General features: G+C 73.1%; 22 protein-coding genes. 12 read left to right on the top strand and 10 right to left on the bottom strand.

Going from position 1 to position 22,871, the window contains the following annotated elements:
- The first annotated feature begins 2 nt into the window (after nt 1–2).
- The 4 genes from ACFP2E_RS00695 to ACFP2E_RS00680 are packed head-to-tail and all read left to right on the top strand — an operon-like array spanning nt 3 to nt 3,205.
- Nucleotides 3–365 carry a DUF742 domain-containing protein gene (locus ACFP2E_RS00695; RefSeq protein ID WP_378521705.1) on the top strand — a complete coding sequence of 121 codons (363 nt, stop codon included), beginning with the start codon at nt 3–5 and terminating at the stop codon, nt 363–365.
- The gene (locus tag ACFP2E_RS00690; protein ID WP_378521997.1) at nt 355–942 is read left to right on the top strand and encodes an ATP/GTP-binding protein; all 588 of its coding nucleotides are present in this window, start codon (nt 355–357) and stop codon (nt 940–942) included. Before ACFP2E_RS00695 ends, ACFP2E_RS00690 begins: the two co-directional genes overlap by 11 nt.
- A gap of 41 nt (nt 943–983) precedes the next feature.
- Complete coding sequence (locus ACFP2E_RS00685; protein ID WP_378521704.1) at nt 984–2,243, top strand: phosphatidylserine/phosphatidylglycerophosphate/cardiolipin synthase family protein; 1,260 nt, start codon at nt 984–986, stop codon at nt 2,241–2,243.
- Between the two features lie 32 nt (nt 2,244–2,275).
- Nucleotides 2,276–3,205: an NAD(P)H-binding protein gene (locus ACFP2E_RS00680; protein WP_378521703.1), complete on the top strand. Its 930-nt coding sequence runs from the start codon at nt 2,276–2,278 to the stop codon at nt 3,203–3,205.
- A gap of 3 nt (nt 3,206–3,208) precedes the next feature.
- On the opposite strand, the gene ACFP2E_RS00675 is transcribed toward ACFP2E_RS00680, so the two are convergent.
- The gene (locus ACFP2E_RS00675) at nt 3,209–4,138 is read right to left on the bottom strand and encodes a DNA-3-methyladenine glycosylase family protein (RefSeq protein ID WP_378521702.1); all 930 of its coding nucleotides are present in this window, start codon (nt 4,136–4,138) and stop codon (nt 3,209–3,211) included.
- Between the two features lie 74 nt (nt 4,139–4,212).
- On the opposite strand from ACFP2E_RS00675, the gene ACFP2E_RS00670 reads away from it, so the two are divergent.
- The gene (locus ACFP2E_RS00670) at nt 4,213–5,073 is read left to right on the top strand and encodes a tryptophan 2,3-dioxygenase (protein WP_378521701.1); all 861 of its coding nucleotides are present in this window, start codon (nt 4,213–4,215) and stop codon (nt 5,071–5,073) included.
- Nucleotides 5,074–5,097: 24 nt separating this feature from the next.
- Here ACFP2E_RS00670 and ACFP2E_RS00665 read toward each other — a convergent pair whose 3' ends face one another.
- Entirely contained in the window at nt 5,098–6,357 is a 1,260-nt protein-coding gene (locus ACFP2E_RS00665) for an aldehyde dehydrogenase family protein (protein ID WP_378521700.1), read from the bottom strand.
- Nucleotides 6,358–6,448: 91 nt separating this feature from the next.
- Here ACFP2E_RS00665 and ACFP2E_RS00660 point away from each other — a divergent pair, with 91 nt between their 5' ends.
- Nucleotides 6,449–7,981 (top strand): ATP-dependent DNA ligase, encoded by a 1,533-nt coding sequence (locus ACFP2E_RS00660; RefSeq protein ID WP_378521699.1) that lies wholly within the window; start codon nt 6,449–6,451, stop codon nt 7,979–7,981.
- A gap of 102 nt (nt 7,982–8,083) precedes the next feature.
- Here the strand turns inward: ACFP2E_RS00660 and ACFP2E_RS00655 are convergent, their stop codons facing one another.
- On the bottom strand, nt 8,084–8,290 hold the full coding sequence (locus ACFP2E_RS00655) for a hypothetical protein (RefSeq protein WP_378521698.1): 207 nt from the start codon (nt 8,288–8,290) through the stop codon (nt 8,084–8,086).
- Complete coding sequence (locus ACFP2E_RS00650; RefSeq protein WP_378521697.1) at nt 8,287–8,517, bottom strand: hypothetical protein; 231 nt, start codon at nt 8,515–8,517, stop codon at nt 8,287–8,289. Before ACFP2E_RS00650 ends, ACFP2E_RS00655 begins: the two co-directional genes overlap by 4 nt.
- Nucleotides 8,518–8,585: 68 nt before the next feature.
- Here ACFP2E_RS00650 and ACFP2E_RS00645 point away from each other — a divergent pair, with 68 nt between their 5' ends.
- Together ACFP2E_RS00645 and ACFP2E_RS00640 are read left to right on the top strand one after the other, a co-directional pair.
- Complete coding sequence (locus ACFP2E_RS00645; RefSeq protein WP_378521696.1) at nt 8,586–8,996, top strand: nuclear transport factor 2 family protein; 411 nt, start codon at nt 8,586–8,588, stop codon at nt 8,994–8,996.
- A 71-nt stretch (nt 8,997–9,067) separates the two neighbouring features.
- Entirely contained in the window at nt 9,068–9,754 is a 687-nt protein-coding gene (locus ACFP2E_RS00640; RefSeq protein ID WP_378521695.1) for a TetR/AcrR family transcriptional regulator, read from the top strand.
- Between the two features lie 28 nt (nt 9,755–9,782).
- Here ACFP2E_RS00640 and ACFP2E_RS00635 read toward each other — a convergent pair whose 3' ends face one another.
- Both ACFP2E_RS00635 and ACFP2E_RS00630 read right to left on the bottom strand, forming a co-directional pair.
- On the bottom strand, nt 9,783–11,177 hold the full coding sequence (locus ACFP2E_RS00635; protein ID WP_378521694.1) for a protein kinase: 1,395 nt from the start codon (nt 11,175–11,177) through the stop codon (nt 9,783–9,785).
- A gap of 129 nt (nt 11,178–11,306) precedes the next feature.
- Nucleotides 11,307–12,587: an acetyl-CoA C-acetyltransferase gene (locus ACFP2E_RS00630; protein WP_378521693.1), complete on the bottom strand. Its 1,281-nt coding sequence runs from the start codon at nt 12,585–12,587 to the stop codon at nt 11,307–11,309.
- Between the two features lie 96 nt (nt 12,588–12,683).
- Between ACFP2E_RS00630 and ACFP2E_RS00625 the strand changes: the two genes are divergently transcribed.
- Both ACFP2E_RS00625 and ACFP2E_RS00620 read left to right on the top strand, forming a co-directional pair.
- A complete protein-coding gene (locus tag ACFP2E_RS00625; RefSeq protein WP_378521692.1) occupies nt 12,684–14,054 on the top strand; it encodes a 3-oxoacyl-ACP reductase in 1,371 nt (456 codons plus the stop codon).
- A 1-nt stretch (nt 14,055) separates the two neighbouring features.
- Entirely contained in the window at nt 14,056–14,976 is a 921-nt protein-coding gene (locus ACFP2E_RS00620; RefSeq protein ID WP_378521691.1) for a MaoC/PaaZ C-terminal domain-containing protein, read from the top strand.
- Nucleotides 14,977–15,082: 106 nt separating this feature from the next.
- On the opposite strand, the gene ACFP2E_RS00615 is transcribed toward ACFP2E_RS00620, so the two are convergent.
- The 4 genes from ACFP2E_RS00615 to ACFP2E_RS00600 all read right to left on the bottom strand — a co-directional run bounded on the left by ACFP2E_RS00615 (nt 15,083) and on the right by ACFP2E_RS00600 (nt 19,199).
- Complete coding sequence (locus ACFP2E_RS00615) at nt 15,083–15,853, bottom strand: MBL fold metallo-hydrolase (protein WP_378521690.1); 771 nt, start codon at nt 15,851–15,853, stop codon at nt 15,083–15,085.
- A gap of 59 nt (nt 15,854–15,912) precedes the next feature.
- Entirely contained in the window at nt 15,913–17,109 is a 1,197-nt protein-coding gene (locus tag ACFP2E_RS00610; RefSeq protein ID WP_378521689.1) for a peptidoglycan DD-metalloendopeptidase family protein, read from the bottom strand.
- Between the two features lie 223 nt (nt 17,110–17,332).
- A complete protein-coding gene (locus ACFP2E_RS00605) occupies nt 17,333–18,214 on the bottom strand; it encodes an acyl-CoA thioesterase (protein WP_378521688.1) in 882 nt (293 codons plus the stop codon).
- Between the two features lie 25 nt (nt 18,215–18,239).
- Entirely contained in the window at nt 18,240–19,199 is a 960-nt protein-coding gene (locus tag ACFP2E_RS00600; RefSeq protein ID WP_378521687.1) for a PAC2 family protein, read from the bottom strand.
- A 183-nt stretch (nt 19,200–19,382) separates the two neighbouring features.
- Here ACFP2E_RS00600 and ACFP2E_RS00595 point away from each other — a divergent pair, with 183 nt between their 5' ends.
- Nucleotides 19,383–20,600, top strand: a complete 1,218-nt coding sequence (locus ACFP2E_RS00595) for a thiolase family protein (protein WP_378521686.1) — start codon at nt 19,383–19,385, stop codon at nt 20,598–20,600.
- The gene (locus ACFP2E_RS00590) at nt 20,600–22,699 is read left to right on the top strand and encodes a 3-hydroxyacyl-CoA dehydrogenase NAD-binding domain-containing protein (protein ID WP_378521685.1); all 2,100 of its coding nucleotides are present in this window, start codon (nt 20,600–20,602) and stop codon (nt 22,697–22,699) included. Before ACFP2E_RS00595 ends, ACFP2E_RS00590 begins: the two co-directional genes overlap by 1 nt.
- The last annotated feature ends 172 nt before the right edge of the window (nt 22,700–22,871 follow it).

The raw sequence follows: 22,871 nt of genomic DNA, 5'->3' as shown, positions 1-22,871 counted from the left end.
CGGTGGTCCCGCAGGACGGCGACGGGCACGGTGGCTCCGCCGCCGTCGTACGCCCCTACACGCTGACCGCGGGCCGCACCCGCGCCCGCGTGGAGCTGTCGGTCGAGGCGATCCTCGACCGCACCGACGACACGACACGCCTGCCCGCCGGGGCGCTGGGCCGGGTGCTCGATGCCTGCGACGCCAGCTCGGTGGCCGAGGTGTCGGCGCGGCTGGGGATGCCGGTGGGCGTCGTCCGCGTACTCCTGGGGGACCTCGTGGCGCAGGGCCTGGTGCGCGTGCGCGAGACGATGACCGACTGCTCGTCAACGGACCAGCGTCGCGACCTGATGGAAAGGACACTCCGTGGACTTCGTGCGTACTAGGGCCTCGCGCGGCGCGGCCTCCACCAAGATCGTCGTCGCCGGCGGCTTCGGCGTCGGCAAGACCACCTTCGTCGGCTCGGTCTCCGAGATCGTGCCGCTGCGGACGGAGGCGCTCGTCACCGACGAGTCCCACGGCGTGGACGACCTCGCCGCGGTGCCGACCAAGGCGACCACGACGGTGGCCATGGACTTCGGCCGGATCACGCTCACCGGCGACGTGGTGCTCTATCTCTTCGGCACGCCCGGGCAGCAGCGGTTCTGGTTCATGTGGGACGACCTGTGCCGCGGCGCCATCGGCGCGGTGGTGCTCGTCGACACGAACCGGCTCGCCGAGGCGTTCGCGCCCCTCGACTACTTCGAGGAGCGAGGGCTGCCGTTCATCGTGGCCGTGAACCGGTTCGACGGCACGCCCGAGTACTCCCTGGAGGCGGTCCGGGAGGCGCTGGCGATCCCCGCCCACGTGCCGATGATGAACGTCGACGCCCGGCAGCGGGAGTCCGCGAAGCAGGCGCTGATCCGCGTGACGGAGTACTCGCTCGAGCGGCTCGACGAGGCCGTGGCGGCCGGTGCCCGGTGAGGTGGCCGGTGAGGTGGCCATCCGGTCGCTAGATTGGCGGCGTGACGAACGGGGTCTCCTCCAGCAGCCGGGTGCTGCGCCTCCTGCGGCGCACCATCGTGGCGATCCTGGGCGCCCAGCTCGCGCTGGCGCTCGGCATGTCGCTGGTCGACTCCTACCGCCGCCGCGGCAAGAAGCCCAAGCCGTTCCCCACGACGCCACCGCGCACCGTCGAGGTCGGCGACGGCACCGTCACGACGTACACCTACGGCCGCGACCTCTTCGAGGACATGGTGGCCGCCATCGAGGGCGCCCGTCGCCAGATCCTCTTCGAGACCTACATCTGGAAGGGTGACGAGGTCGGCGAGCGCTTCAAGGCGGCGCTGGCCGCCGCGGCCGACCGGGGCGTCGAGGTCTACGTCGTCTACGACGCCTTCGCCAACCTCGTGGTCCCGCCGCGGTTCAAGCGCTTCCCAGCGACAATGCGGGTGCTGCGCTACCCCGTCTACAACGCAGGTCTGCGGTTCTGGGACCTGCGCCGCTACGGCCGCAACCACCGCAAGCTGCTCGTGGTCGACGACGAGGTGGGCTTCGTGGGCGGCTTCAACATCGGCACCGCCTACGCCACCGAGTGGCGCGACACCCACGTGCGCATCACCGGCCCCGGCGTGTGGGACCTGAAGCGCGCCTTCGCGGACTTCTGGAACCTGAACCGCCGTCGCCGGCTGACGCCCAGCGAGCGCCCGCTGCTGATGGAGACGCCGTCGACGTGGGAGTCGCGGATCCGGCTGCACCGCAACGTGCCACGGCTGTGGATGTTCCCCATCCGCAGCATGTACCTCGAGGCGATCCTGCGGTCGAGCCGCAACGTGTGGATCACCCAGGCCTACTTCATCCCCGACCAGGACTTCGTCGACGCACTCAAGGACGCCGCGCGCCGCGGGGTCGACGTCCGGCTGCTGGTGCCGCTGAAGTCGAACCACATCGTCACCGACTGGATCTCGCGCGGGTACTACTCCCAGCTGCTCGACTCCGGGGTCCGCATCTTCCGCTTCCGCGACGCCATGGTCCACGCGAAGACGTCCACCGTGGACGGCACCTGGTCGACCGTCGGGACCGCCAACGTGGACCGGCTCAGCCTCCAGGGCAACTACGAGATCAACCTCGAGGTCATCGACGAGTCGATGGCCAAGGTCCTCGAGGAGATCTTCCGGGTCGACCAGGGCAACTGCCTCGAGCTGACCAGCCACGAGTGGGAGGCGCGCGACCTGCACCGCAAGTTCACCGAGTTCGTGCTCGCCCCGCTGCGCCCTCTTCTCTGACTCAGTCCCCGCCCGATTCCCCAAGGAGATCCATGCCGCTCACCGTCCTCGTCACCGGGGCGTCCGGCTTCATCGGCTCCCACGTCGCCCGCGAGCTCGCCGAGGCCGGTCACGAGGTCCGGGCGATGACGCGCCGGCCCGACGACTACACGGGCGCCGGCAAGCCGGTCCCCGGCGACGTGTTCGCCGCCGAGGGTCTCCAGGCCGCCCTCGACGGGGTCGACGCCGCCTACTACCTCGTGCACTCCCTCGACTCCGACGACTTCGAGGAGCGTGACGCCCGGGCGGCGCGCGCCTTCGGAAGCGCCGCGGCCGACGCCGGCGTACGCCAGATCGTCTACCTCGGCGGGCTCGGCGCGGAGGACGGCGACCTCTCGCCGCACCTGCGGTCGCGGCGCGCGACCGAGTCCCACCTCGCCGAGGCCGGGGTCCCGGTGACCACCCTGCGGGCGGGCATCGTGGTCGGTCATGGCGGCGCCTCGTGGGAGATCACCCGGCAGGTGGTCAACGCGATGCCGCTCATGGTGGCGCCGGGCTGGGTGCGCACCCGCACCCAGCCGATCGGCCTCGCCGACGTCGTCCACTACCTCGTCGGGGTGCTCGACAACCCGGACGCCGTCGGCCGCACGTTCGAGGTGGGCGGCCCGGAGGCGATGACCTACGAGGAGATGCTGCAGGCGGCGTCGCTGGCGCTGCGCGGCGAGGCGGTACCGCTGGTCGCGGTCGACGTGCCGCCGCTGCCGGGGGTCGCGGGACTGACGACCGACTTCATGAGCATCGCCCTGTCGTTCATCACCGACGTCGACCCCGCGACCGCGCGCAACCTGCTCGGCTCGATGGGCACCGAGGCGGTCGTGACCAACGACGAGATCCACGCGGTCCTGCCGCGCGAGACGGTCGCGTACGACGACATGGTCCGCGCGGCGCTCGAGGACCGTCTCGCCGCTGGGCTGGAGCCCTGACGGCTACCGCGCGGGCAGGTGCGTCCGGGGCGCCATCCGTGGCCCGCGGCGCGGCCGGTGGATGCCGGAGATCCCGACCAGCGCCGTGACCCGGCCCCGGTGGGGGCGCCACGGCTCCAGCAGCTCGGCGAGGCCCTCGTCGTCGACGGGCTCCCCCGTCAGCGCGTAGCCGACGTCCTTGGCCACGTGGTAGTCGCCGAAGGAGACGGCGTCCGGGTCGCCCAGCGCGCGCTGCCGCACCTCGGCGCTGGTCCACACTCCGATGCCCGGCAGGCTCTGCAGCCGGCGGTCCGCCTCGTCCGCGGGGAGCGCGGCGCACCGCTCGAGCGAGTCGGCGACCCGCGCCGCGACCACGATCGGGCGCGAGCGCGCCGGGTCGATGTGGAGCCGCAGCCACTCCCACGACGGGATCGCGCGCAGCGTCTCCGGGGTCGGCTGCAGCCAGAGGTTCACCTCGTCGGCCGGGCCGGGCGCCCGCTCGCCGAACCGGTAGACCAGCTGCCGGAAGCCCGCGAACGCCTCCTGGCCGGTGACCTTCTGCTCGATGATCGCCGGGACCAGCGCCTCCATGACCAGGCCGGACCGGCCCAGCCGCCAGTGCGGGTGGTGCCGGAGGAGCTCGACCAGCAGCGGGTGACGCGGCTCGAAGCCGGACGGGTCGTCGGCCGCCCCCAGCAGGTCGGGCACCGACTCGAGCGCCCACACCGCGCCGGGCCCCCAGGCGGAGGCGTGCACGGCGCCCTCGCTGTGCCGCTCCTCGACCACGAGGGTGGCCGGCCCCTCCGGCGTACGGATCCCGCGCCAGTGGCGGCCCGCGGCGTCGATGCGGTAGGTCGGGTCCCCGGCGCCGCGGCGGTGGATGCGCAGGATCCGCCCGACCGGGCACGGCCAGTCGGGACGCCAGACCCGGTCGTGCCGGGGCGCAGCAGGCATCACGGGACCATCACCGCACGACGGTAACGCAGGGCGCGGCGTCCCTCCGATCCGGCGACGGTAGGTTGCGGGCCATGGCCACCGACGCGAGCGGCAACCACCGCGACCTCGAGGCAGGGATCGAGCGCGACTTCGAGGACAGGATGTCCTACGGCGACTACCTCTGCCTCGACCAGCTGCTGAGCGCGCAGCGGCCGCAGAGCCGGCCGCCGCAGCACGACGAGCTGCTGTTCATCATCCAGCACCAGACCTCCGAGCTCTGGCTCAAGCTGCTCGTCCACGAGCTCCGCTCGGCGCGCGACCTCCTGCGCAGCGACGACCTCGCCCCGGCGCTCAAGCGGATGGCCCGGGTCAAGCATGTCCAGCGCGTGCTCACCGACCAGTGGACGGTGCTGGCGACGCTGACCCCCAGCGAGTACGCCGAGATCCGGCCGTTCCTCGCGACCAGCTCGGGCTTCCAGTCGGCGCAGTACCGCGAGGTGGAGTTCCTGCTGGGCAACAAGGACGCCGCCATGGTCGACGTCTTCCGCCACGACAGCGCCACCCGCGAGGAGCTGGCGACGCTGCTCCACGAGCCGAGCCTCTACGACGAGTTCCTCGGCTACCTCCACCGGGCCGGGTACGCCGTGCCCGACGAGCTGCTCGACCGCGACTGGTCGAAGCCGCACCGCCTCAACGACGCGCTCGTGGACACCATCGCCGGGGTCTACGCGGCACCGCACGAGCACTGGGGCGTCTACGAGACCTGCGAGGAGCTCGTCGACATCGAGGACTACTTCCAGGCCTGGCGGTTCCGCCACCTCCAGGTCGTGCAGCGCACGATCGGCCACAAGACCGGCACCGGCGGCTCCTCCGGCGTCGACTTCCTGCGCCGGGCGCTCGACCTGACGTTCTTCCCCGAGCTGTTCGAGGTGCGCACCCGCATCGGCGGCTGAGGCCGGCCGCCGACGTCGGGCCGCTCAGGCCCGGTGGACCACAGGCTCGAAGTCGTACGGCGAGTCCGCGGCGGTGGCCAGCGCATCCTCCTCGCCGTCGTGCGGCAGCACGACCAGCACCGGGCCGAGCACCTCCTCGCGCGCCACGCGGTCCCGCGGGTCGAGCCCGGCGACGACGGCCGGCGCCACCCACCAGCCCCGCTCGCGTGCGGGGTGCTCGGCGCCGGCGGCGAGCCGGCCGCCCTCCTGCACGGCGAGGGCGAGGTAGCGACGGACCCGGTCGCGCTGCACGGGTGAGACGACCGGCCCGCAGACCGTCGCCTCGTCCCACGGGTCACCGGGCTGCAGGGCGTCCGTCGCCGCGACCGCGTGGTCGATCGCCTCGTCGTAGCGGTCCCGTGGCACCAGCAGCCGGGCGGGCACGCCGCAGCGCTGGCCGGCGTACGTCGCGATCTCCTGCGCCGTCGCCGCCACCGCGGCCCCGAGGTCGGCGCCGTCGAGCACGATGGCGGCCCGGGTGCCGCCCGCGGTCACCTCGAGGTGGCGCTGCTCGCCGTCCTCGCCGGGGTGGACCTGGTGGCGCACCCGCTCCGCCGCGACCGTCGAGCCGGTGAAGGAGACCAGGTCGACGCGAGGGTCGGTGGTGAGCGCGATCGCGGCGTCGACGTCGCGGGTGGTGACGACGTTGAGCACGCCCGGCGGCAGGTCGGTCCGCTCGGCAGCGAGTCGCGCGACCTCGCAGGCGAGCAGCGCGGTCTCGGCGCCGGGCTTGAGCACGACGGTGCCGCCGGCCAGCAGCGCCCGGCCGAGCCGGTCGAGGAGGACCTGCCACGGCGAGGTCCAGGGCGTCACGACGCCGACGACGCCGGGCCCGCCCGGGAGAGCGGGAACCTCACCGGCCGCGGCGCGCTCGACTGCGAGGCCCAGGTCGGTCACAGCGCCGTCGAGCCAGGCGCCGCGGGTGAGCGCGACCGGGACACCCGCGGTCCGCACGGTCAGCGACCGGAGGTCCTCGAGCTCGTCGGCGAGGGCGTCGTGGAGCTGGCGCACGCAGTGCAGCCGCTGGTCGAGGTCGCTGCTCCACGCCGTCACGTCGAACGCCCGTCGGGCGACGGTCACCGCAGCCTCGACGTCGCCCTCCGAGCCGTGCGGGAGCATCGCCAGCCGCTCACCCGTGGTCGGGTCGAGCACCGGGTAGCGGGCCTCGTCGTGGGCCGGCACCAGGTGGCCGTCGAGGAGCATGCCCGGCTCGGCCGGGATCGTGGGCAGGTCGCGCGTCGTCACGGCGTGATCCTCGCACCGGGGTGGTCGCCGGCCGGTCCGTGTCCGCCGTGCATGCAGGGGGTGTGTAGGTGGTCGACGGCACAATGGCGGCGTGCTGCTCGCCGACGTCGTCGCCGCCTCCGGGGCGGTCGCCGCCACCCGCTCCCGCAAGGCCAAGGTGGCCGCGCTCGCGGAGGCGCTGTCCGCCGCCGACACCACCTCGTCCGAGGAGATCGAGACCGTCACCGCCTACCTGTCGGGCAGCCTGCGGCAGCGGCGCACGGGCCTGGGCTGGCGCGGCGTCGCCGCCCTGCCTCCCCCGGCCGCGGAGCCGTCCCTGGAGGTGCTCGAGGTCGACGCGGCGTTCGAGGGGATCGGCGCCCTGTCGGGTCCCGGCTCGCAGGCCGCGCGGTCCGCCGCCGTGGCCGACCTGTTCGGCCGGGCCACCGCCGACGAGCAGGCGTGGCTGCGGGGCGTCGTCACCGGCGCGGTGCGTCAGGGGGCGCTCGACGCGCTGGTGCAGGAGGCCGTGGCTGCTGCCGCCGGCGTGCCGCTGGTGCGCGTACGACGCGCCGCGATGCTGGCCGGCTCGACCCGGCCGGTCGCGGTCGCGGCCCTCACCGAGGGCGAGGCGGCGCTCGACCGCTTCGGCCTCGAGGTCGGCCGGCCGGTGCTTCCGATGCTGGCCTCGACCGCCCCCGACGTGGCGGCCGCAATGGAGAAGGCGGCCGGGGGCGCGAGGGCTCCGGTGGCGGTCGACACGAAGCTCGACGGCATCCGGATCCAGGTCCACCGCGACGGCGACGACGTGCTCGTCGCGACCCGCACGCTGGAGGACATCACCGCCCGCCTGCCCGAGGTGGTGGCTGTCGCCCGCTCGCTGGCCGCCGAGCGGTTCGTGCTCGACGGCGAGGCGATCGCCCTCGACGAGGACGGCCGGCCCCGGCCGTTCCAGGAGACGGCGTCGCGCACGGCGCAGGCCGCGGGCATCGAGGTGACGCCGTACTTCTTCGACGTGCTCCACGTCGACGGTCGTGACCTGCTGGACTCCCCCGGCGCCGAGCGGCTCGCCGCCCTCGACGCCCTGGTGCCCGAGCGCCACCGGGTCGCCCGGCTCGTCACCGACGACCCCGCCGCGGCCGACGGCTTCGTCCGGGAGGTGCTCGGCGCCGGCCACGAGGGTGTCGTGGTCAAGAGCCTCGACGCGCCGTACGAGGCGGGCCGCCGCGGCGCCGCCTGGGTCAAGGTCAAGCCGGTCCACACCCTCGACCTGGTCGTGCTCGCCGTCGAGTGGGGCAGCGGCCGCCGCGAGGGCTGGCTCTCCAACATCCACCTCGGCGCCCGCGACCCCGAGACCGGCGGGTTCGTCATGCTGGGCAAGACGTTCAAGGGGATGACCGACGAGATGCTGGCTTGGCAGACCAAGCGGTTCACCGAGCTGGCCGTCTCCCCCGGCAGCCTGCGCGACCACTACGTCGTCGAGGTCCGCCCCGAGCAGGTCGTCGAGATCGCCTTCGACGGGCTGCAGCGCTCGTCCCGCTACCCCGGCGGCTTGGCCCTCCGCTTCGCGCGAGTGCTGCGCTACCGCGACGACAAGACCGCCGACGAGGCCGACACGATCGAGACGGTGCGGGGACTCGCCTGACCATCTCGACCGCCCACGCCGCTCCACGGGGCAGGATCCGACCTGCTGCGCGAGGGGCTGGACGGACGGACCGGCGCTAAGACCTCGGCTCCCGCCGGGGCCTCAGCGGGCGACCGGGAGGCCGAGGGGGCGTCCGCTCGCGGTGAACCCGCGACGCGCTGCCCAGCGGCCCACGAAGAAACCGATGGCGAGCCAGGCGAAGCCGACGAGGTACCACCACGGGTTGTCCCACGCCTTGGCCGCGATCGTGCCGTTGGCTACGCAGAACGCCGTGAAGCAGACCCACCAGACCACCGCACGGAGTCTCACGAGGCCCTGCCCCGCGAGTCGAGCTGCCCCTGCCGACGCCCTCGACGCACCCACAGGGTCGCAAGCCAGGCGAGCAGCACCGCGGCCACGAACCACCACGGGTCGTCCAGTGCCTTCCCGACCGACCAGCCGGTCGCACTGCCCAGGAGCAAGAAGGGGATGCCCCACCGCCAGCCCCGGGCCGGCGTTCGCTGCTGCTGGTCGACGTCGGTCCCCCGGATCTCCATGCCCACAGTCTGCCGCCCCGACATCGGCGCGCTCCACAGCCGGTCAGGGCCCGCGCCATGATGGCGTCATGGGTGACGCCGACACGCTGCAGCGCAACAAGGCGAATGTGCAGGCCTTCTACGACCTGATGTTCAACCAGGACCGGCCCCGCGAGGCCATCGAGCGGTACGCCGGCGCGGAGTACCGCCAGCACAACCCGCACGTCGGCGACGGCAAGGAGGCCTTCGTCGAGTACTTCGAGCGGATGGCGCGCGACCACCCCGGCAAGCGGGTGGAGTTCGTCCGCACTATCGCCGAGGGCGACCACGTCGTTCTGCACTGCCGGCAGACCTGGCCGCCCGAGCAGCCGGGCGGAAGCGAGGTCGTCTACGCCGGCATCGACATCTTCCGGCTCGACGCCGACGGCAGGGTCGTGGAGCACTGGGACGCGCTGCAGGAGGTCCCGGCGACCGCGGCGAACGACAACGGCATGTTCTGACCGGCCGCGCCCCGGTGCGACGCCGGTCCCAGTTGCTGTCACACCGAGTTGCACGGCAGTAACATCACCTCATGGCCACCGCCCCCCGCACCGACGGGCGCCGTACCGCCGCCGCCGCGCGGCGCCGCGCCCGCGAGGCCGAGATCATCGCCGCGACCCGGGCGCTGTTCGACGAGCGGGGTGTCCGCGACGCCCAGATCGAGGACATCGCCAAGGCGGTCGGCATCAACCGCGCGATCGTCTACCGCCACTTCACCGGCAAGGAGGAGCTCTTCGCGCTCACGCTCGAGGGGTACCTCGACGAGCTGAAGACGGCCCTGGACGAGGCGGCCGGCCGCAAGGGCTCCGCGACCCACCGGCTCACCGCCGTGGTCGAGGCGTTCTGCGACTACGGCGTGGCGCACCCAGCGTTCGTCGACTGCGCCCAGACGCTGATGCGCCGCACCGGACCCGAGCTCCTCGACGAGATCTCCGAGGGCGCCCTGTTCCGGCTCGGCCGCAGCATCTCCGGCTGTCTTGCCACGCTCGGCAGCGTCCTCGAGGCCGGCGTGGAGTCCGGCGACTTCACCGTCGACGACCCGGTGCTGCTCGCCAACGCGCTCTACGCCAGCGGTCTGGGCGCGCTCCAGCTCGCCCGGGTCGGCATCCTCGTCAAGGAGGCGGCGCCGGGCATCCCGACGGTCGGCACCATCGGCGCCGACCAGGTCCGCGCCTACCTCGTCGCGTCCGCACTGGGCGTCGCCCGCGGCCGTCCCTGACGAGCAGGCTGAGCGGGCAGGCGGCGACTCAGCGGTTGGCCGGGTCGAACCCGATGGTCAGCGTGACCATCGTGCCGAGCTCGAGCCGGCCGTTGGGCAGCGCCGTCACGACCGTGCCGTCGGCGCCCGGGCGCTGGGCCCGCTGCCGGATCGGCACCATGCCCTGCTCGACGAGCCGCCGTGCCGCCTCCTCGTAGGACAGCCCGACCAGCGCGCTCCCGTCGACCACCGCCTCGCCGGACGCGACCTGCAGCACGACCGGCCCCTTGCCGGCGCGCTTGCCGGGCGCCGGCTTCTGGTCCAGGACGGTGCCGCGCTCGCCGCGTCCGTCATGCCACACCCGCTCGGCCTCCAGCCCGGCGTCGGCGAGCTCGGCGCGGGCGGCGGCGTACGTCAGCCCCTCGACGTCGGGGACGACGGCCGCCGACGGCTTCGCCGCGACCAGACCGCCGACGACCACCGCGCCGACCACGGCAGCGGCGGCCACCTGCATCCACCGGGAGCGCCACGCGTCGGTCCGCCACAGCGGGGTGCGCAGCCGGGCCAGCACGGCCCGCGACGGCGGCGGGGGAAGCACCGGCTCCTCTGCCAGCGCCGCGGCCGTCTGCGCGACCTCTGCGGCGGTCGGCCGGCGCCGGGGGTCCTTGGCGATCATCCGCACCACCAGGTCCGCCACGGCGGGCGGGACGTCGTCCGGCAGCGCCGGTGCCCGGTCGTTGAGGTGGGCCAGCGCCGTGGCGACCTGGTTCTCGCGGTGGAACGGCTTGAGCCCGGTCAACGCCTCGTAGGCGACCATGCCGAGGGAGTAGACGTCCGACGCCGTCGTGGCGGTGCGGCCCTGCGCCTGCTCGGGGCTGAGGTAGTCGACGGTGCCGACGATGGCGCCCGTCCTGGTCAGCGGCTCCACGTCGCTGGAGCGCGCGATGCCGAAGTCGACGAGGACGGCCCGCCCGTCGTGGGTGACCAGGATGTTGCCGGGCTTGAGGTCGCGGTGGACGATGCCGGCGCCGTGGGCCACGTGAAGCGCGGCGGCGACCTGCCCGACGAGGTCCATCACCCGTCGCGCGGACAGCGTGCGCTGCTCGCGGAGGGTGCGCCACAGCGTCGTGCCCTCGACGTGCTCCATGACGATGTACGGCGTGAGGTCGTCCTCGCCGCCCTCGCCGCGGAACTCGCCGTAGTCGTAGACCTGGGCGATGCCCGGGTGGACCACCGACCCCGCCAGCTTGGCCTCGACCCGCATCCGCTCCCGCTCGATCTCGTCGCTACCGCCGGCGGTCAGCAGCTTCAGCGCGACGGCGCGGTCGAGCACCCGGTCGTGGGCCAGCCACACGGTGCCGGTGCCACCCGAGCCCAGCGTCTCGCCGAGCGCGTAGCGTCCGGCGAGGAGCTCGCCGGAGGTCGCAGTCGGGTAGGTCACCATGAGCGCCGTGTACCCCGGTCCGGCGGGGGCGACACCCCGTCGGCGACGTCGACTTCTCCGGACCCCGTCCGCATCACCGGCGAGTCTGCCCGAGGGGCGGCGCGGGCGCAGCCCCTCGGGCAGGGTGTTTCAGCGTTCGAGAACGGCCACCACGCCCTGGCCGCCGGCCGCGCAGATCGAGACCAGGCCGCGGCCCTCGCCCTTCTGCGCCAGCAGCTTCGCGAGGTTGGCCACGATCCGGCCACCGGTGGCCGCGAACGGGTGACCCGCCGCCAGCGAGGATCCGTTGACGTTGAGCTTCGTCCGGTCGATCGACCCCAGCGGCGCGTCGAGGCCGAGCCGCTCCTTGCAGAAGATCGGGTCCTCCCACGCCTTGAGCGTGGAGAGCACCTGCGACGCGAACGCCTCGTGGATCTCGTAGAAGTCGAAGTCCTGCAGGGTCAGGCCGACGCGCTGCAGCATCCGCGGCACGGCGTACGCCGGCGCCATCAGCAGCCCCTCGCCCCCGTGGACGTAGTCGACCGCGGCGGTCTCGGAGGCGACGAGGTACGCCTGCACCGGCAGGTCGTGGGCGGCGGCCCACTCCTCCGACGCGAGCAGGACCGTCGAGGCCCCGTCGGTCAGCGGCGTCGAGTTGCCGGCGGTCATCGTGGCCGCCTCGCCCCGGCCGAAGACCGGCTTCAGCTTGGCGAGCTTCTCCACGGACGAGTCGGGGCGCAGGTTCTGGTCGCGCTCCAGGCCGCGGAACGGCGTGATCAGGTCGTCCATGAAGCCCGCGTCGTAGGCAGCGGCCAGGCGCTGGTGGGACGTCGCAGCGAGCTCGTCCTGCTCCTCGCGGCCGATCTGCCACTCCAGCGCGGTCAGCGCGGCGTGCTCGCCCATCGACAGGCCGGTGCGGGGCTCGCCGTTCTGCGGGATGGCGGGGACCAGGTGGCCGGGGCGCACCTTGGCGAGGGCGGCCAGCCGGCCCTTGAGGTCCTTGGCGCGGTTGGCCTCGAGCAGGATCTTGCGCAGCCCCTCGCCGACGGCGATGGGGGCGTCGGAGGTGGTGTCGACGCCGCCGGCGATGCCGACGTCGATCTGGCCGAGCGCGATCTTGTTGGCCACCTGGATGGTCGCCTGCAGGCCGGTGCCGCAGGCCTGCTGGATGTCGGTGGCCGGGGTGTCGGGAGCGAGCCGGCTGCCGAGCACGGCCTCGCGGGTGAGGTTGAAGTCGCGCGAGTGCTTGAGGACGGCGCCGGCGACGACCTCGTCGACCCGCTCGCCCTCGAGCCCGAACCGGGCGGCGAGCCCGTCGAGGGCAGCGGTCAGCATCTCCTGGTTGGAGGCAGTCGCGTAGACGGTGTTGGAGCGGGCGAAGGGGATCCTGTTGCCGCCGATGACGGCGACGCGGCGGGTCGTGGAGGTCATGTCCCCATCCTGTCCGGGTAACGTCCGTGACGGAACCGGATGAGGGGCACATCACGAAATGTGGACACCGAGTTACACCTCTAGTTGCATGACGCCATGAGCGATCGCTACCAGGGCTTCGTCCAGACCCCCGTCGGCAAGCTGATGGTCAAGTACCTCGGCCTGCCCAACCCCGTCGAGCTCGAGCGCTGGAGCGAGGGCGCCCCGCTCGTCGACGGCACCGTCGCCCTCGGCGGCAAGGGCCGGCTCGCGGAGTCGCTGCCCGCGCTGCTCGACCAGCTGGGGATCGCCTCCACCACCGACGCCGGCAGCACCGGCGGCACCGGCAGCACCGACAGCGCCGGCGGGGAGACCTTCAAGGGCCTCGTCCTCGACGCCACCGGCATCACCTCCCCGGCCGAGCTCTCCGCGCTGCGCGACTTCTTCACCCCGCTCATGCGCCGCCTCGACCGCTGCGCCCGCCTGGTTGTGCTCGGCAGCCCGCCCGAGCTGGTCTCCGGCAGCGAGCGCGTGGCGCAGCGGGCGCTCGAGGGCTTCACCCGCAGCCTCGGCAAGGAGGTCGGCCGCGGTGGCACCTCCCAGCTCGTGTACGTCGCCGAGGGCGCCGAGGGCGCGGTCGGCTCGACACTGGCGTTCCTGCTGTCCCCCAAGTCGGCGTACGTCTCCGGCCAGGTGGTCCGCATCGGCGCCACCGGGGCGAAGAAGCCCGCCGAGCAGGTCACCGACTGGCAGCGCCCCCTCGAGGGCAAGGTCGCGCTCGTCACCGGCGCCAGCCGCGGCATCGGCGAGCAGATCGCGCGGGTTCTCCACCGCGACGGTGCAACCGTCGTCGGCGTCGACGTGCCGCAGGCCGCCAGCGAGCTGCAGGCGCTGATGCGCGAGCTCGACGGTGACCACCTGCTCCTCGACATCACCGCGAAGGACGCGCCGCAGCGGATCGCCCGCCACCTGAAGGAGCAGCACGGCGGGGTCGACGTGGTCGTCCACAACGCCGGCATCACCCGCGACAAGAAGCTCGCCAACATGCGCGAGGACCGCTGGGACTCCGTCATCGCGGTCAACCTCACCGCCCCCGAGGCGATCACCCGCGAGCTGCTCGCCCAGAAGGTGGTCAACAAGAACGGCCGGATCGTCGGCGTCGCCTCGATCGCCGGCATCGCCGGCAACGTCGGCCAGACCAACTACGCCGCCTCCAAGGCCGGCGTCATCGGGCTCGTGGACGCGCTCGCCGGCGAGGTCAAGGACGGGATCACCGTCAACGCCGTCGCCCCCGGCTTCATCATCACCGCGATGACGGACGCCGTCCCGTTCGCCACCCGCGAGGTTGGCCAGCGCCTCAACGCGATGGCCCAGGGCGGGCTGCCGGTCGACGTCGCGGAGACCATCGCCTGGTACGCCAACCCGGCGTCGACGGCCGTCAACGGCAACGTGGTCCGCGTCTGCGGCCAGATGATGCTGGGGGCGTGACATGGCTGCCAAGGCCGGGAAGCCGGCACAGTCCACCCCGAAGGTCGTCGACGGTTCCCCGTCGGTGCTGCCGATGATGCTGAAGGCGGCGCTGCCGGTGCTGCCGGGCGTCAACCTCGTGCCCGGGCTCGACCGGATCGGCGTCGCCAAGCGCGGCGGCGACCTGCCGGACCTCGCGCTGGTGCGCCACGACGTGCCGCTCGACCCCGACCACGTCTCGGCGTACGCCGCGGTCTGCGGGTTCCCGCGCAAGGACACCCTGCCGGTCACCTACCCACACATGCTCGCGTTCCCGCTGCACCTCGCGATCATGACCGACGGGTCGTTCCCGTTCCCGGCGATCGGGACGCTGCACCTCGAGAACCGGCTGACCCAGCGCCGCCCGATCGGCCTCGACGAACGACTGCAGGTCACTGCCCGCGTCGAGAACCTCCGGCCGCACCCCAAGGGCCGGGTCTTCGACTTCCGCACCACCGTCCACTCCTCCGGCGCGCTGGTCTGGGAGTCCGTCTCGACGTACCTGCGTCGCGGCGACGGCGACGCCGACGCCCCGCGCGGCCTCGAGCTCGACGTCTCCCCCACCGGGAGCGTCGAGTGGCGGCTGCCGGGCGACCTCGGCCGGCGGTACGCCGCGGCGTCCGGGGACCACAACCCGATCCACCTGCACCCGCTGACCGCCAAGGCGTTCGGCTTCCCGCGCCAGATCGCGCACGGCATGTGGAGCAAGGCGCGCTGCCTCGCCGCCGTCGAGAACCGGCTGCCCGACGCGGTCCAGGTCGACGTCGCCTTCAAGAAGCCGATCCTGCTGCCCGGCACGGTCCGCTTCGGCACCGAGCGCCTCGAGGACGGCCTCGCCTTCACGCTCACCGCGAAGGACGGCGCCCCCCACCTCCTGGGTCGCGCCACGAAGCTGACCGACTGAAGGATGCGCAGAGCGGCGGCCAACGCGTGGGCACCGCCCTGCCTTCCCTTCCGGGGTTTCGAGGCTCGGCCGCGGACGGCCTCGCACCTCAACCACCGGTGTATGGCTACAGCGAGGCGGCCAGCTCGTCCAGCGCCGCGGCGGCGTCCTCGGTGACCGGAGTGCCGTGCCCGACGAGGATGGTGCTCGGCTGCAGGGCGGCCAGCGCGCGCACCGACTCCGCGGCCATGGCCTCGTCCTCGGTGAACTCCGGGGGCGAGCCGCCCAGCTGGCCCTGGTTCGTGAGCGCGTCACCGGCGACGAGCACGCCGGTGTCCGGGTCGAAGACGCAGACGTGGCCCGCGGTGTGGCCGGGGGTCCCCACGATCTGGAGGCCGAAGACCTCGTCGCCGTCGTTGACGGGCTGCAGGTCCGCCGCATCGACCTCGGCGAGGTCGGCCTCGCCGAGGTACCCGGTCGCCCCGGCCGCCTCGGCAAGCACCTCGCTCGCGCTGCCGACGTGGTCGGGGTGCTTGTGCGTGAGCACGACATGGCGCACGCCGGCCCAACCCGGGCCGGCGCTGTCGAGCACCGCGCCGATCGCCGGGGCGCTGCCCTCCACGCCGGTGTCCACGACCGCGGCGTCCTCGCCGCGGACCAGGACGTACGCCGCCACGAAGCCGAGGTCGACCCGCTCCCAGGACAGAGCCTCGGAAGCGGCGTCCGTCGCCTCGTCGGTCGGCTCGGGCGTCTCGTCCGGAGGGCTGGCCGCGTCGTCGGCGGGCTCGTCGTCCCCGCCGCACGAGGTCAGCCCCAGGATCGCGAAGCCGACCACGCCCCCGCCGGTCACCCTCAGCAGCGACCGACGTGCGATGTAGAGCGTGGGCGGGGAGCCCATGCCTCGACCCAACGCCCGTCAGGTCGCCCGCGTCAACCCCGATCGCTGGCGCGGACTGGTCAGCGTGGGTCGCCGTACTGGACCTCGGTGATCCTTCGCGTGGTGGCGACGGGAGAGGGCGCGCGACGCGCGCTGAACACCGCGGTGGTGGGGGTCCAGGTGCCGACGTCGGTGCGGCCGTTGGCGTCCCAGTCGCCGGTCACGGGCAGGTCGCCGGGCTGGCCGAACGGGACCGCGGCGGTCCAGGCGAGCCCGTCCTGGTCGGTGATGCGGAGCGTGAAGGTGGCGGTCGCCGAGTCGAACACGCCCACGTCGGTCCGGCCGTCGCCGTCCCAGTCGCCGGTGACGGGCAGGTCGTCGGCGTCACCGAGGGTGATCGAGGTGACGGTGCCGTCCGCGGCGCGGAGCCGGAAGAGGCTGCGCGAGGCGCGCCGGACACCGACCTCCCAGAGCCCGTCGCCGTCCCAGTCGCCCGCGACCGGGAGGTCGGCGGCGGAGCCGAAGACGACCGTCGTGACGCCGGCCGGCGTGCTGAGCTGGAACGTCTTGGTGGCGGGGGTGCGCACACCGGCGTTGGCGCGCCCGTCGCCGTCCCAGTCCCCCACGACCGGCGCGTCGACCGAGGTGCCGAACGGGATCACCTTGGTGCCGCCGTTGGGGCGGCGGACCTGGAAGGCCGCGGCCGCGGCGCGGCGGAAGACTGCGACCTCGGCCTCGGGGGTGCCGAGGAAGTTCCCGGCCACCGGCACATCGACGCAGTTGCGCGAGGCCAGCGTCGACCCGAAGACGAACGGCACCCCGTCGAAATACGGCGCCACGACGCCCTGCGAGTCGCGCTCCTCGAAGTGCAGGTGCGGGCCCGTCGAGCGTCCCGTGGAGCCGACCGTGCCGATCAGCGCCGCCTGGTCCACGGCCTGACCCTGGGCGACCGCGATCGTCTCGAGGTGGGCGTAGAGCGACGACTCACCCTCGGCGTGGGTCACCCGCACCCAGTTGCCGTAGCCGGTCGTGCCGCGCACCACCGTGGTGACGACGCCGGGGGCCGCCGCGACGACCGGGTCGCCGAGGTCGTCGACCCGGTTCCAGTCGATCGAGAGCCTGCTGGGGCTGTGCGAGTCCCGGGTCGTCCCGGTCCACTCCTCACCGCACGGGAACGGCATCTGGAAGTCGGTCACCGGGGCGGCGTACGCCGTCGCGGCCCCCAGCCCCAGCGACAGCCCCAGCGACACCACCAGCGACACCACCAGGCCGCTCACGGCCGCAACCGTCACACCCCCGACACGCCCACACCTCACGCCGTACCTCGCTCGCCGGGGGCGGAACCTCGTGAGGCACATCGACCTCACGAGATGACTTCCGCCACAGAAGTGAGCAAAGGTAACCAGAGTCCCGGCGTGTCTGTCACGAACTACAACGGTGTAGTGCTATGGCAGGCGGGATCCGGTCCAGACCTGCGGCCGCAGAAGCCCCCGGAGGGGCTCAGGAGGTGCGGTCGGTCATCCGGATGAGCCCCTCCTGGGCCACCGTCGCGACGAGCCGGCCGTCCTGGGTGAAGACCCGGGCGAACGCCAGGCCGCGCGCACCCTGCGCAGAGGGCGACCACTGGTCGTAGAGCCACCACTCGTCGGCCCGGAACGGCCGGTGGAACCACACCGTGTGGTCGAGCGAGGCGGGCTGCAGCCCCGGCGTCGAGATCGTCACGCCGTGCGGGACGAGCGTCGCGCCGAGCAGCGTCATGTCGCTGGCGTAGGTGAAGGCCGCGAGGTGCTCGAGCGGGTCGTCGGAGAGCTGCCCGTTGACCCGGATCCACAGCTGCGCCCGCGCCGGGTGGTCGGGGTCCTGGGCCAGCCCGCCACCGGCGGCCGCATTGCCGGAGTTGCCGACGTAGCGCACGTCGAGTGCCGCCCACTCCTTGGCGTAGTGCTCGCTGCCCGCATCGCCGCGCTCCTTCACCAGCGCCGCCAGGTCGAGGGCCTCCTCCGGCGGGATCACGTCGGGCATGGCGTCCTGGTGCTCGAAGCCCTCCTCGGCGCGCTGGAAGCTCGCGGTCTGGAAGTAGATCGGCCGGCCGTGCTGCCGGGCGACCACGCGCCGGGTGGCGAAGGACCGACCGTCGCGGAGCTGCTCCACGTCGTAGACGATCGGCACCGCGGTGTCGCCGGGGCGCAGGAAGTAGGAGTGCAGCGAGTGCACGCTGAGCTCCGGGTCGATGGTGCGGGCCGCGGCGACGAGGGCGTGCGCGGCGACCTGGCCGCCGAACACGCGCTGCAGCACGGTGTCGGGCTGGCGGCCGCGGAACAGGTTGGTCTCGATGGTCTCGAGGTCGAGCAGCTCCACGAGCTCCTCTGCGGATGCGGGCACGGGGGTTCCTCTCGGTCCTGCTCGGTCAGTCCTGCTCGGGGTCGCGAGCCTCGTCGGACCCGTCGAGCCCGGCCAGGAACTGCTCGACCTGGCGGCCGAGCTCCTCGCCGGTGGGCAGCGGCTGGTCCTGCGCGAGCAGGCTCTCTCCGGACTGCTCGGCGCGCTCGAAGGCGTCGTACTGCTGCTCGAGCGCGCGCACCACGTCGCTGACCTCCTCGTTGCTGGCGAGGTAGCGCGCGATCTCGATCTCGCGACGCTCGGCGTCCTCGCGCAGCCGGGTCAGGTCGAGGGTGAGCCGGCCGGCGACCTCGACGTGCTCCAGCAGCACGGCCGAGGCCTTCGGGTAGTCGAGCTGTGCGAGGTAGTGCGGGATGTGCGCGACGAACCCGAGGGCATCGTGGCCCCATTCCCCCAGCCGGACCTCGAGCAGCGCCTGCGCGCTCGACGGGATCCGCAGCTCGCCCCGCCAGGCGCTGTCGCCGACCAGGAGCTCGCGCCGGTTGGCGTGCGGGGTGATGGCGATCGGCCGGGTGTGGGGCACCGCCATCGGCACCGAGCCCATGGTCACGACACGGGCGACGTCGAACCGCTCGACGACCTCGCGCACCGCGCGGGTGAACGCCTCCCACCGGATGTCGGGCTCGGGGCCGTGCAGCAGCAGGTACGGCGTACCGCCGAGGTCGTGGAGCAGCCGCACCACCAGCCGCGGTGGCTCGTACCCCTCGTAGTGGTCGCGCACGAACGACATCGGGGGCCGCCGGGCGCGGTAGTCGTGGAGCTCGTCGATGTCGAAGGTCGCCACGACGGGACCGTCCGAGAGCTCGACGAGGTGCCGGGCCGCGCGTGCGGCCGCGTTGCCGGCGTCGAGGAAGCCGTCGAGGGCCAGCACCATCGTCAGCCCGCCGGCTCCCTCCTCGGGCCGCTCGGGGCGGTCGAGCTCGGGCACCTCGTCGACGATGTGGACGAGCCGGGAGTCAGACGGCACGGAGGGTCCTCTCTGGCAGGTGTTCGGGGGTCGCCGTCCGCAGCGACGGCGCACACCAGCCTATTCCCCGACCTACGCCCGCCCCGGCGTGACCGGGGCCACATCCGGGCCGCCGCGACAGGCATTGTTACCGCGGGGTAACGTAGCCGCCGGCAGCATCCCCCTCCCCGAGGAGATCCCCGTATGTCACCCGCCCGACAGCTGCGCGAGGTCGTCTTCGTCGACGGCCTGCGCACCCCGTTCGGCAAGGCCAAGGGCCAGTACGCCGAGACCCGCGCCGACGACCTCGTCATCAAGTGCATCCGCGAGCTGATGCGCCGCAACCCGTCGCTCCCGCCCGAGCGGGTCGACGAGGTCGCCATCGCCGCGACCACGCAGATCGGCGACCAGGGCCTGACCATCGGCCGGACGGCGGCGCTGCTCGCCGGGCTCCCGCAGAGCGTCCCGGGCTACGCGATCGACCGGATGTGCGCCGGCGCGATGACCGCGGTCACGACCACCGCGGCCGGCATCGCCTTCGGCTCCTACGACGTCGCCATCGCGGGCGGCGTCGAGCACATGGGCCGCCACCCGATGGGCGAGCAGGTCGACCCCAACCCGCGCATCCTGTCCGAGAAGCTCGTCGACCCCGACGCGCTGGTGATGGGCAAGACCGCGGAGAACCTCCACGACCGCTACCCCACGATCACCAAGGAGCGGGTCGACGCCTACGCCGTGCGCTCCCAGCAGAAGACCGCCGCCGCCTATGAGGCCGGCGTCATCCAGGCCGACCTCGTGCCGGTCGCGACCCGCTCCGCCGAGGAGGGCTGGGGCCTCGCGACGACCGACGAGCCGATGCGTCCGGGCACCACGGTCGAGAGCCTCGCCGCCCTCAAGACGCCGTTCCGCCCGCACGGCAAGGTGACCGCCGGCAACGCCGCGGGCATCAACGACGGCGCCACTGCGGCGCTGCTCGCCGACGAGGAGACCGCCCGCGAGCTGGGCCTGCCGGTCAAGATGCGGCTGGTGTCCTACTCCTTCGTCGGCGTCGAGCCCGAGGTCATGGGCGCCGGTCCGATCCCTGCCACCGAGAAGGCCCTCAAGCAGGCCGGCCTCACCATCGACGACATCGACGCGTTCGAGGTCAACGAGGCGTTCGCCGTGCAGGTGCTCGCCTTCCTCGAGCACTTCGGCATCGCCGACGACGACGCACGCGTCAACCCGTACGGCGGCGCCATCGCCATGGGTCACCCGCTCGCCTCCTCGGGCGTCCGGCTGATGACCCAGCTGGCCCGCCAGTTCGAGGAGCGCCCCGAGGTCCGCTACGGCCTCACCACGATGTGCATCGGCATCGGCATGGGCGGCACCGTCATCTGGGAGAACCCGCACTGGAACGGCACCACCGAAGGGAAGGCCGCCTGATGGCTGACATCTCGACCCTCCTGACCCGCGCGCAGGAGATCTCCTCCGACGCCGAGCGTGTCACCGAGGCCAAGCTGCGCAAGGTCGCCCTCCCGCCCGTGGACGGGAAGAGCCCCGGCGTGCTGGGCCTGATCACGCTCGACAACGGCGAGGACCACACCAAGCCGAACACGTTCGGTCCCCGCGGCCTGCTCTCGCTGAACGCGGCGATCGACGCCGCGCTCGCCGACGACGAGGTCGTCGCTCTCGGCGTGACCGGCAAGCCGTTCATCCTCGCGGCCGGCGCCGACCTGACCTCGATCGCCGGCGGTGGCCCCGACGCCGTGCGCGTGGTGGCCGAGCTCGGCCACGCGGTCTTCCGCAAGCTGACCGATGGCGGCAAGCCGTCATTCGGCTTCGTCAACGGCCTCGCCCTGGGCGGTGGCCTCGAGGTCGCGCTGCACTGCACCTACCGCACCGTCATGGACAGTGCCCCGGCGCTGGGCCTGCCCGAGGTCATGCTCGGCCTCGTCCCCGGCTGGGGCGGCGCGTACCTCGTGCCGAACCTCGTCGGAGCCGACAAGGCGGTCACCCTCGTCGTCGAGAACCCGCTCAACCAGGGCAAGACCCTCAAGGGCAAGCAGGCCTTCGACTTCGGCCTCGCCGACGCCTGCTTCTCGGGCGCCGACTTCCTCGAGGAGTCGCTGCGCTGGGCCGCCGGCGTGCTCGCCGGCATCGTCACCGTGGAGCGGCCCGAGGTCGACCGCGGCGAGGCCTGGGACGCCGCCGTGAAGCGCGCCGAGGGCGTCGTCGCCGCCAAGACCGGTGGCGCGAGCCCCGCCGCCCGCAAGGCCGTCGAGCTGATCGCGGCCGCCAAGGACGGCGACCGCGACGCCGGCTTCGCCCGCGAGGACGACGCGCTCGAGGCGATGTCGCACACCCCCGAGCTGATCCACAGCCTCTACGCCTTCGACCTGGTGCAGAAGCGTGCCAAGCGGCCGGCCGGTGCGCCGGACAAGTCGCTGGCCCGCCCGGTCACCAAGGTCGGCATCGTCGGCGCCGGCCTCATGGCCAGCCAGCTCGCGCTGCTGTTCGTCCGCCGCCTCGAGGTGCCGGTCGTGCTGACCGACCTCGACCAGGAGCGGGTCGACAAGGGCGTGGCCTACGTGCACGACGAGATCGGCAAGCTCGAGGCCAAGGGCCGCCTCAACGCCGACAAGGCCAACCGCTACCGCGGCCTGGTCACCGGTGCGGTCGACAAGAACGACGTCTTCGCCGACGCCGACTTCGTCATCGAGGCCGTCTTCGAGGAGATGGGCGTCAAGAAGGCGGTGTTCGCGGACCTCGAAAAGGCTGTGAAGGTCGACTGCATCCTCGCGACCAACACCTCGTCGCTGTCGATCACCGAGATGGCGGCCGACCTCGAGCACCCCGAGCGGGTCGTCGGCTTCCACTTCTTCAACCCCGTCGCCGTGATGCCGCTGCTGGAGATCGTGCGCGGCGAGCAGACCGACGACGCCACGCTGGCCACCGCGTTCGCGACCGGCAAGGCGCTGCGGAAGACCTCGATCCTGGTCAAGGACAGCCCGTCCTTCATCGTCAACCGGCTTCTCGGCCGGTTCATGGGCGAGGTCGGCAAGATCGTCGACGAGGGCACCCCGGTGGCCGTGGCCGACTCCGCGTTCGCGGGCGTCGCTCCGATGCCGCCGTTCATGCTGCTCTCGCTGGTCGGCCCGGCCATCGCGCTGCACAACAGCGAGACCCTGCAGCGCGCGTTCCCGGAGCGCTTCCACGTCTCCCCCGCCCTGAAGCGGGTCGTCGAGGCCCGCAAGGCGTCGTACTACGGCGCCGACGGGGCGCTCGACCCCGAGGTCGAGGCGCTGCTCGAGAAGCCGGCCGAGCCGGTCGTCCTAGAGCCCGCCGAGGTGCGGGCCCGGGTGCTCGAGGGGCTTGCCCAGGAGGCGCAGCTGATGCTCGACGAGGGCGTCGTCGCGGCTCCGGAGGACCTCGACCTGGCCATGATCACGGGCGCCGGCTTCTCCTTCTGGAACGGCGGCCTGACCATGCTCCTCGACACCGAGGGCATCTCGGAAAAGGTCAACGGCAAGCGTTTCCACTGATCTCGGGGACCACTCAGTGCTCGCACTGATCCCGGCGCGCGCCGCCTCCGGCGCGCGCTGACCGCGGGGGCATGCTCAGGGGCGTCGGCAGCAGCCGGCGCCCCTGAGCCTCTCCGGACTCCGGACGGCGGACCGCGCCGGGGACGACCGCCGCGGTCTGGCATGCTGGCGC

This window comes from Nocardioides sp. GCM10027114 (genome assembly GCF_042659625.1).
GTDB lineage: Bacteria > Actinomycetota > Actinomycetes > Propionibacteriales > Nocardioidaceae > Nocardioides.
Note: the sequence above shows the minus strand (reverse complement) of the source record. Positions and strands in the feature narration are given on the sequence as shown.

Bases quoted from the DNA above. Each gene is read 5' to 3' on its own strand.
- ACFP2E_RS00680 (WP_378521703.1), top strand. From the start codon at position 2,276: ATGCCGCTCACCGTCCTCGTCACCGGGGCGTCCGGCTTCATCGGCTCC.
- ACFP2E_RS00675 (WP_378521702.1), bottom strand. From the start codon at position 4,138: ATGCCTGCTGCGCCCCGGCACGACCGGGTCTGGCGTCCCGACTGGCCG.
- ACFP2E_RS00670 (WP_378521701.1), top strand. From the start codon at position 4,213: ATGGCCACCGACGCGAGCGGCAACCACCGCGACCTCGAGGCAGGGATC.
- ACFP2E_RS00650 (WP_378521697.1), bottom strand. From the start codon at position 8,517: ATGGAGATCCGGGGGACCGACGTCGACCAGCAGCAGCGAACGCCGGCC.
- ACFP2E_RS00645 (WP_378521696.1), top strand. From the start codon at position 8,586: ATGGGTGACGCCGACACGCTGCAGCGCAACAAGGCGAATGTGCAGGCC.
- ACFP2E_RS00640 (WP_378521695.1), top strand. From the start codon at position 9,068: ATGGCCACCGCCCCCCGCACCGACGGGCGCCGTACCGCCGCCGCCGCG.
- ACFP2E_RS00635 (WP_378521694.1), bottom strand. From the start codon at position 11,177: ATGGTGACCTACCCGACTGCGACCTCCGGCGAGCTCCTCGCCGGACGC.
- ACFP2E_RS00630 (WP_378521693.1), bottom strand. From the start codon at position 12,587: ATGACCTCCACGACCCGCCGCGTCGCCGTCATCGGCGGCAACAGGATC.
- ACFP2E_RS00625 (WP_378521692.1), top strand. From the start codon at position 12,684: ATGAGCGATCGCTACCAGGGCTTCGTCCAGACCCCCGTCGGCAAGCTG.
- ACFP2E_RS00620 (WP_378521691.1), top strand. From the start codon at position 14,056: ATGGCTGCCAAGGCCGGGAAGCCGGCACAGTCCACCCCGAAGGTCGTC.
- ACFP2E_RS00615 (WP_378521690.1), bottom strand. From the start codon at position 15,853: ATGGGCTCCCCGCCCACGCTCTACATCGCACGTCGGTCGCTGCTGAGG.
- ACFP2E_RS00595 (WP_378521686.1), top strand. From the start codon at position 19,383: ATGTCACCCGCCCGACAGCTGCGCGAGGTCGTCTTCGTCGACGGCCTG.
- ACFP2E_RS00590 (WP_378521685.1), top strand. From the start codon at position 20,600: ATGGCTGACATCTCGACCCTCCTGACCCGCGCGCAGGAGATCTCCTCC.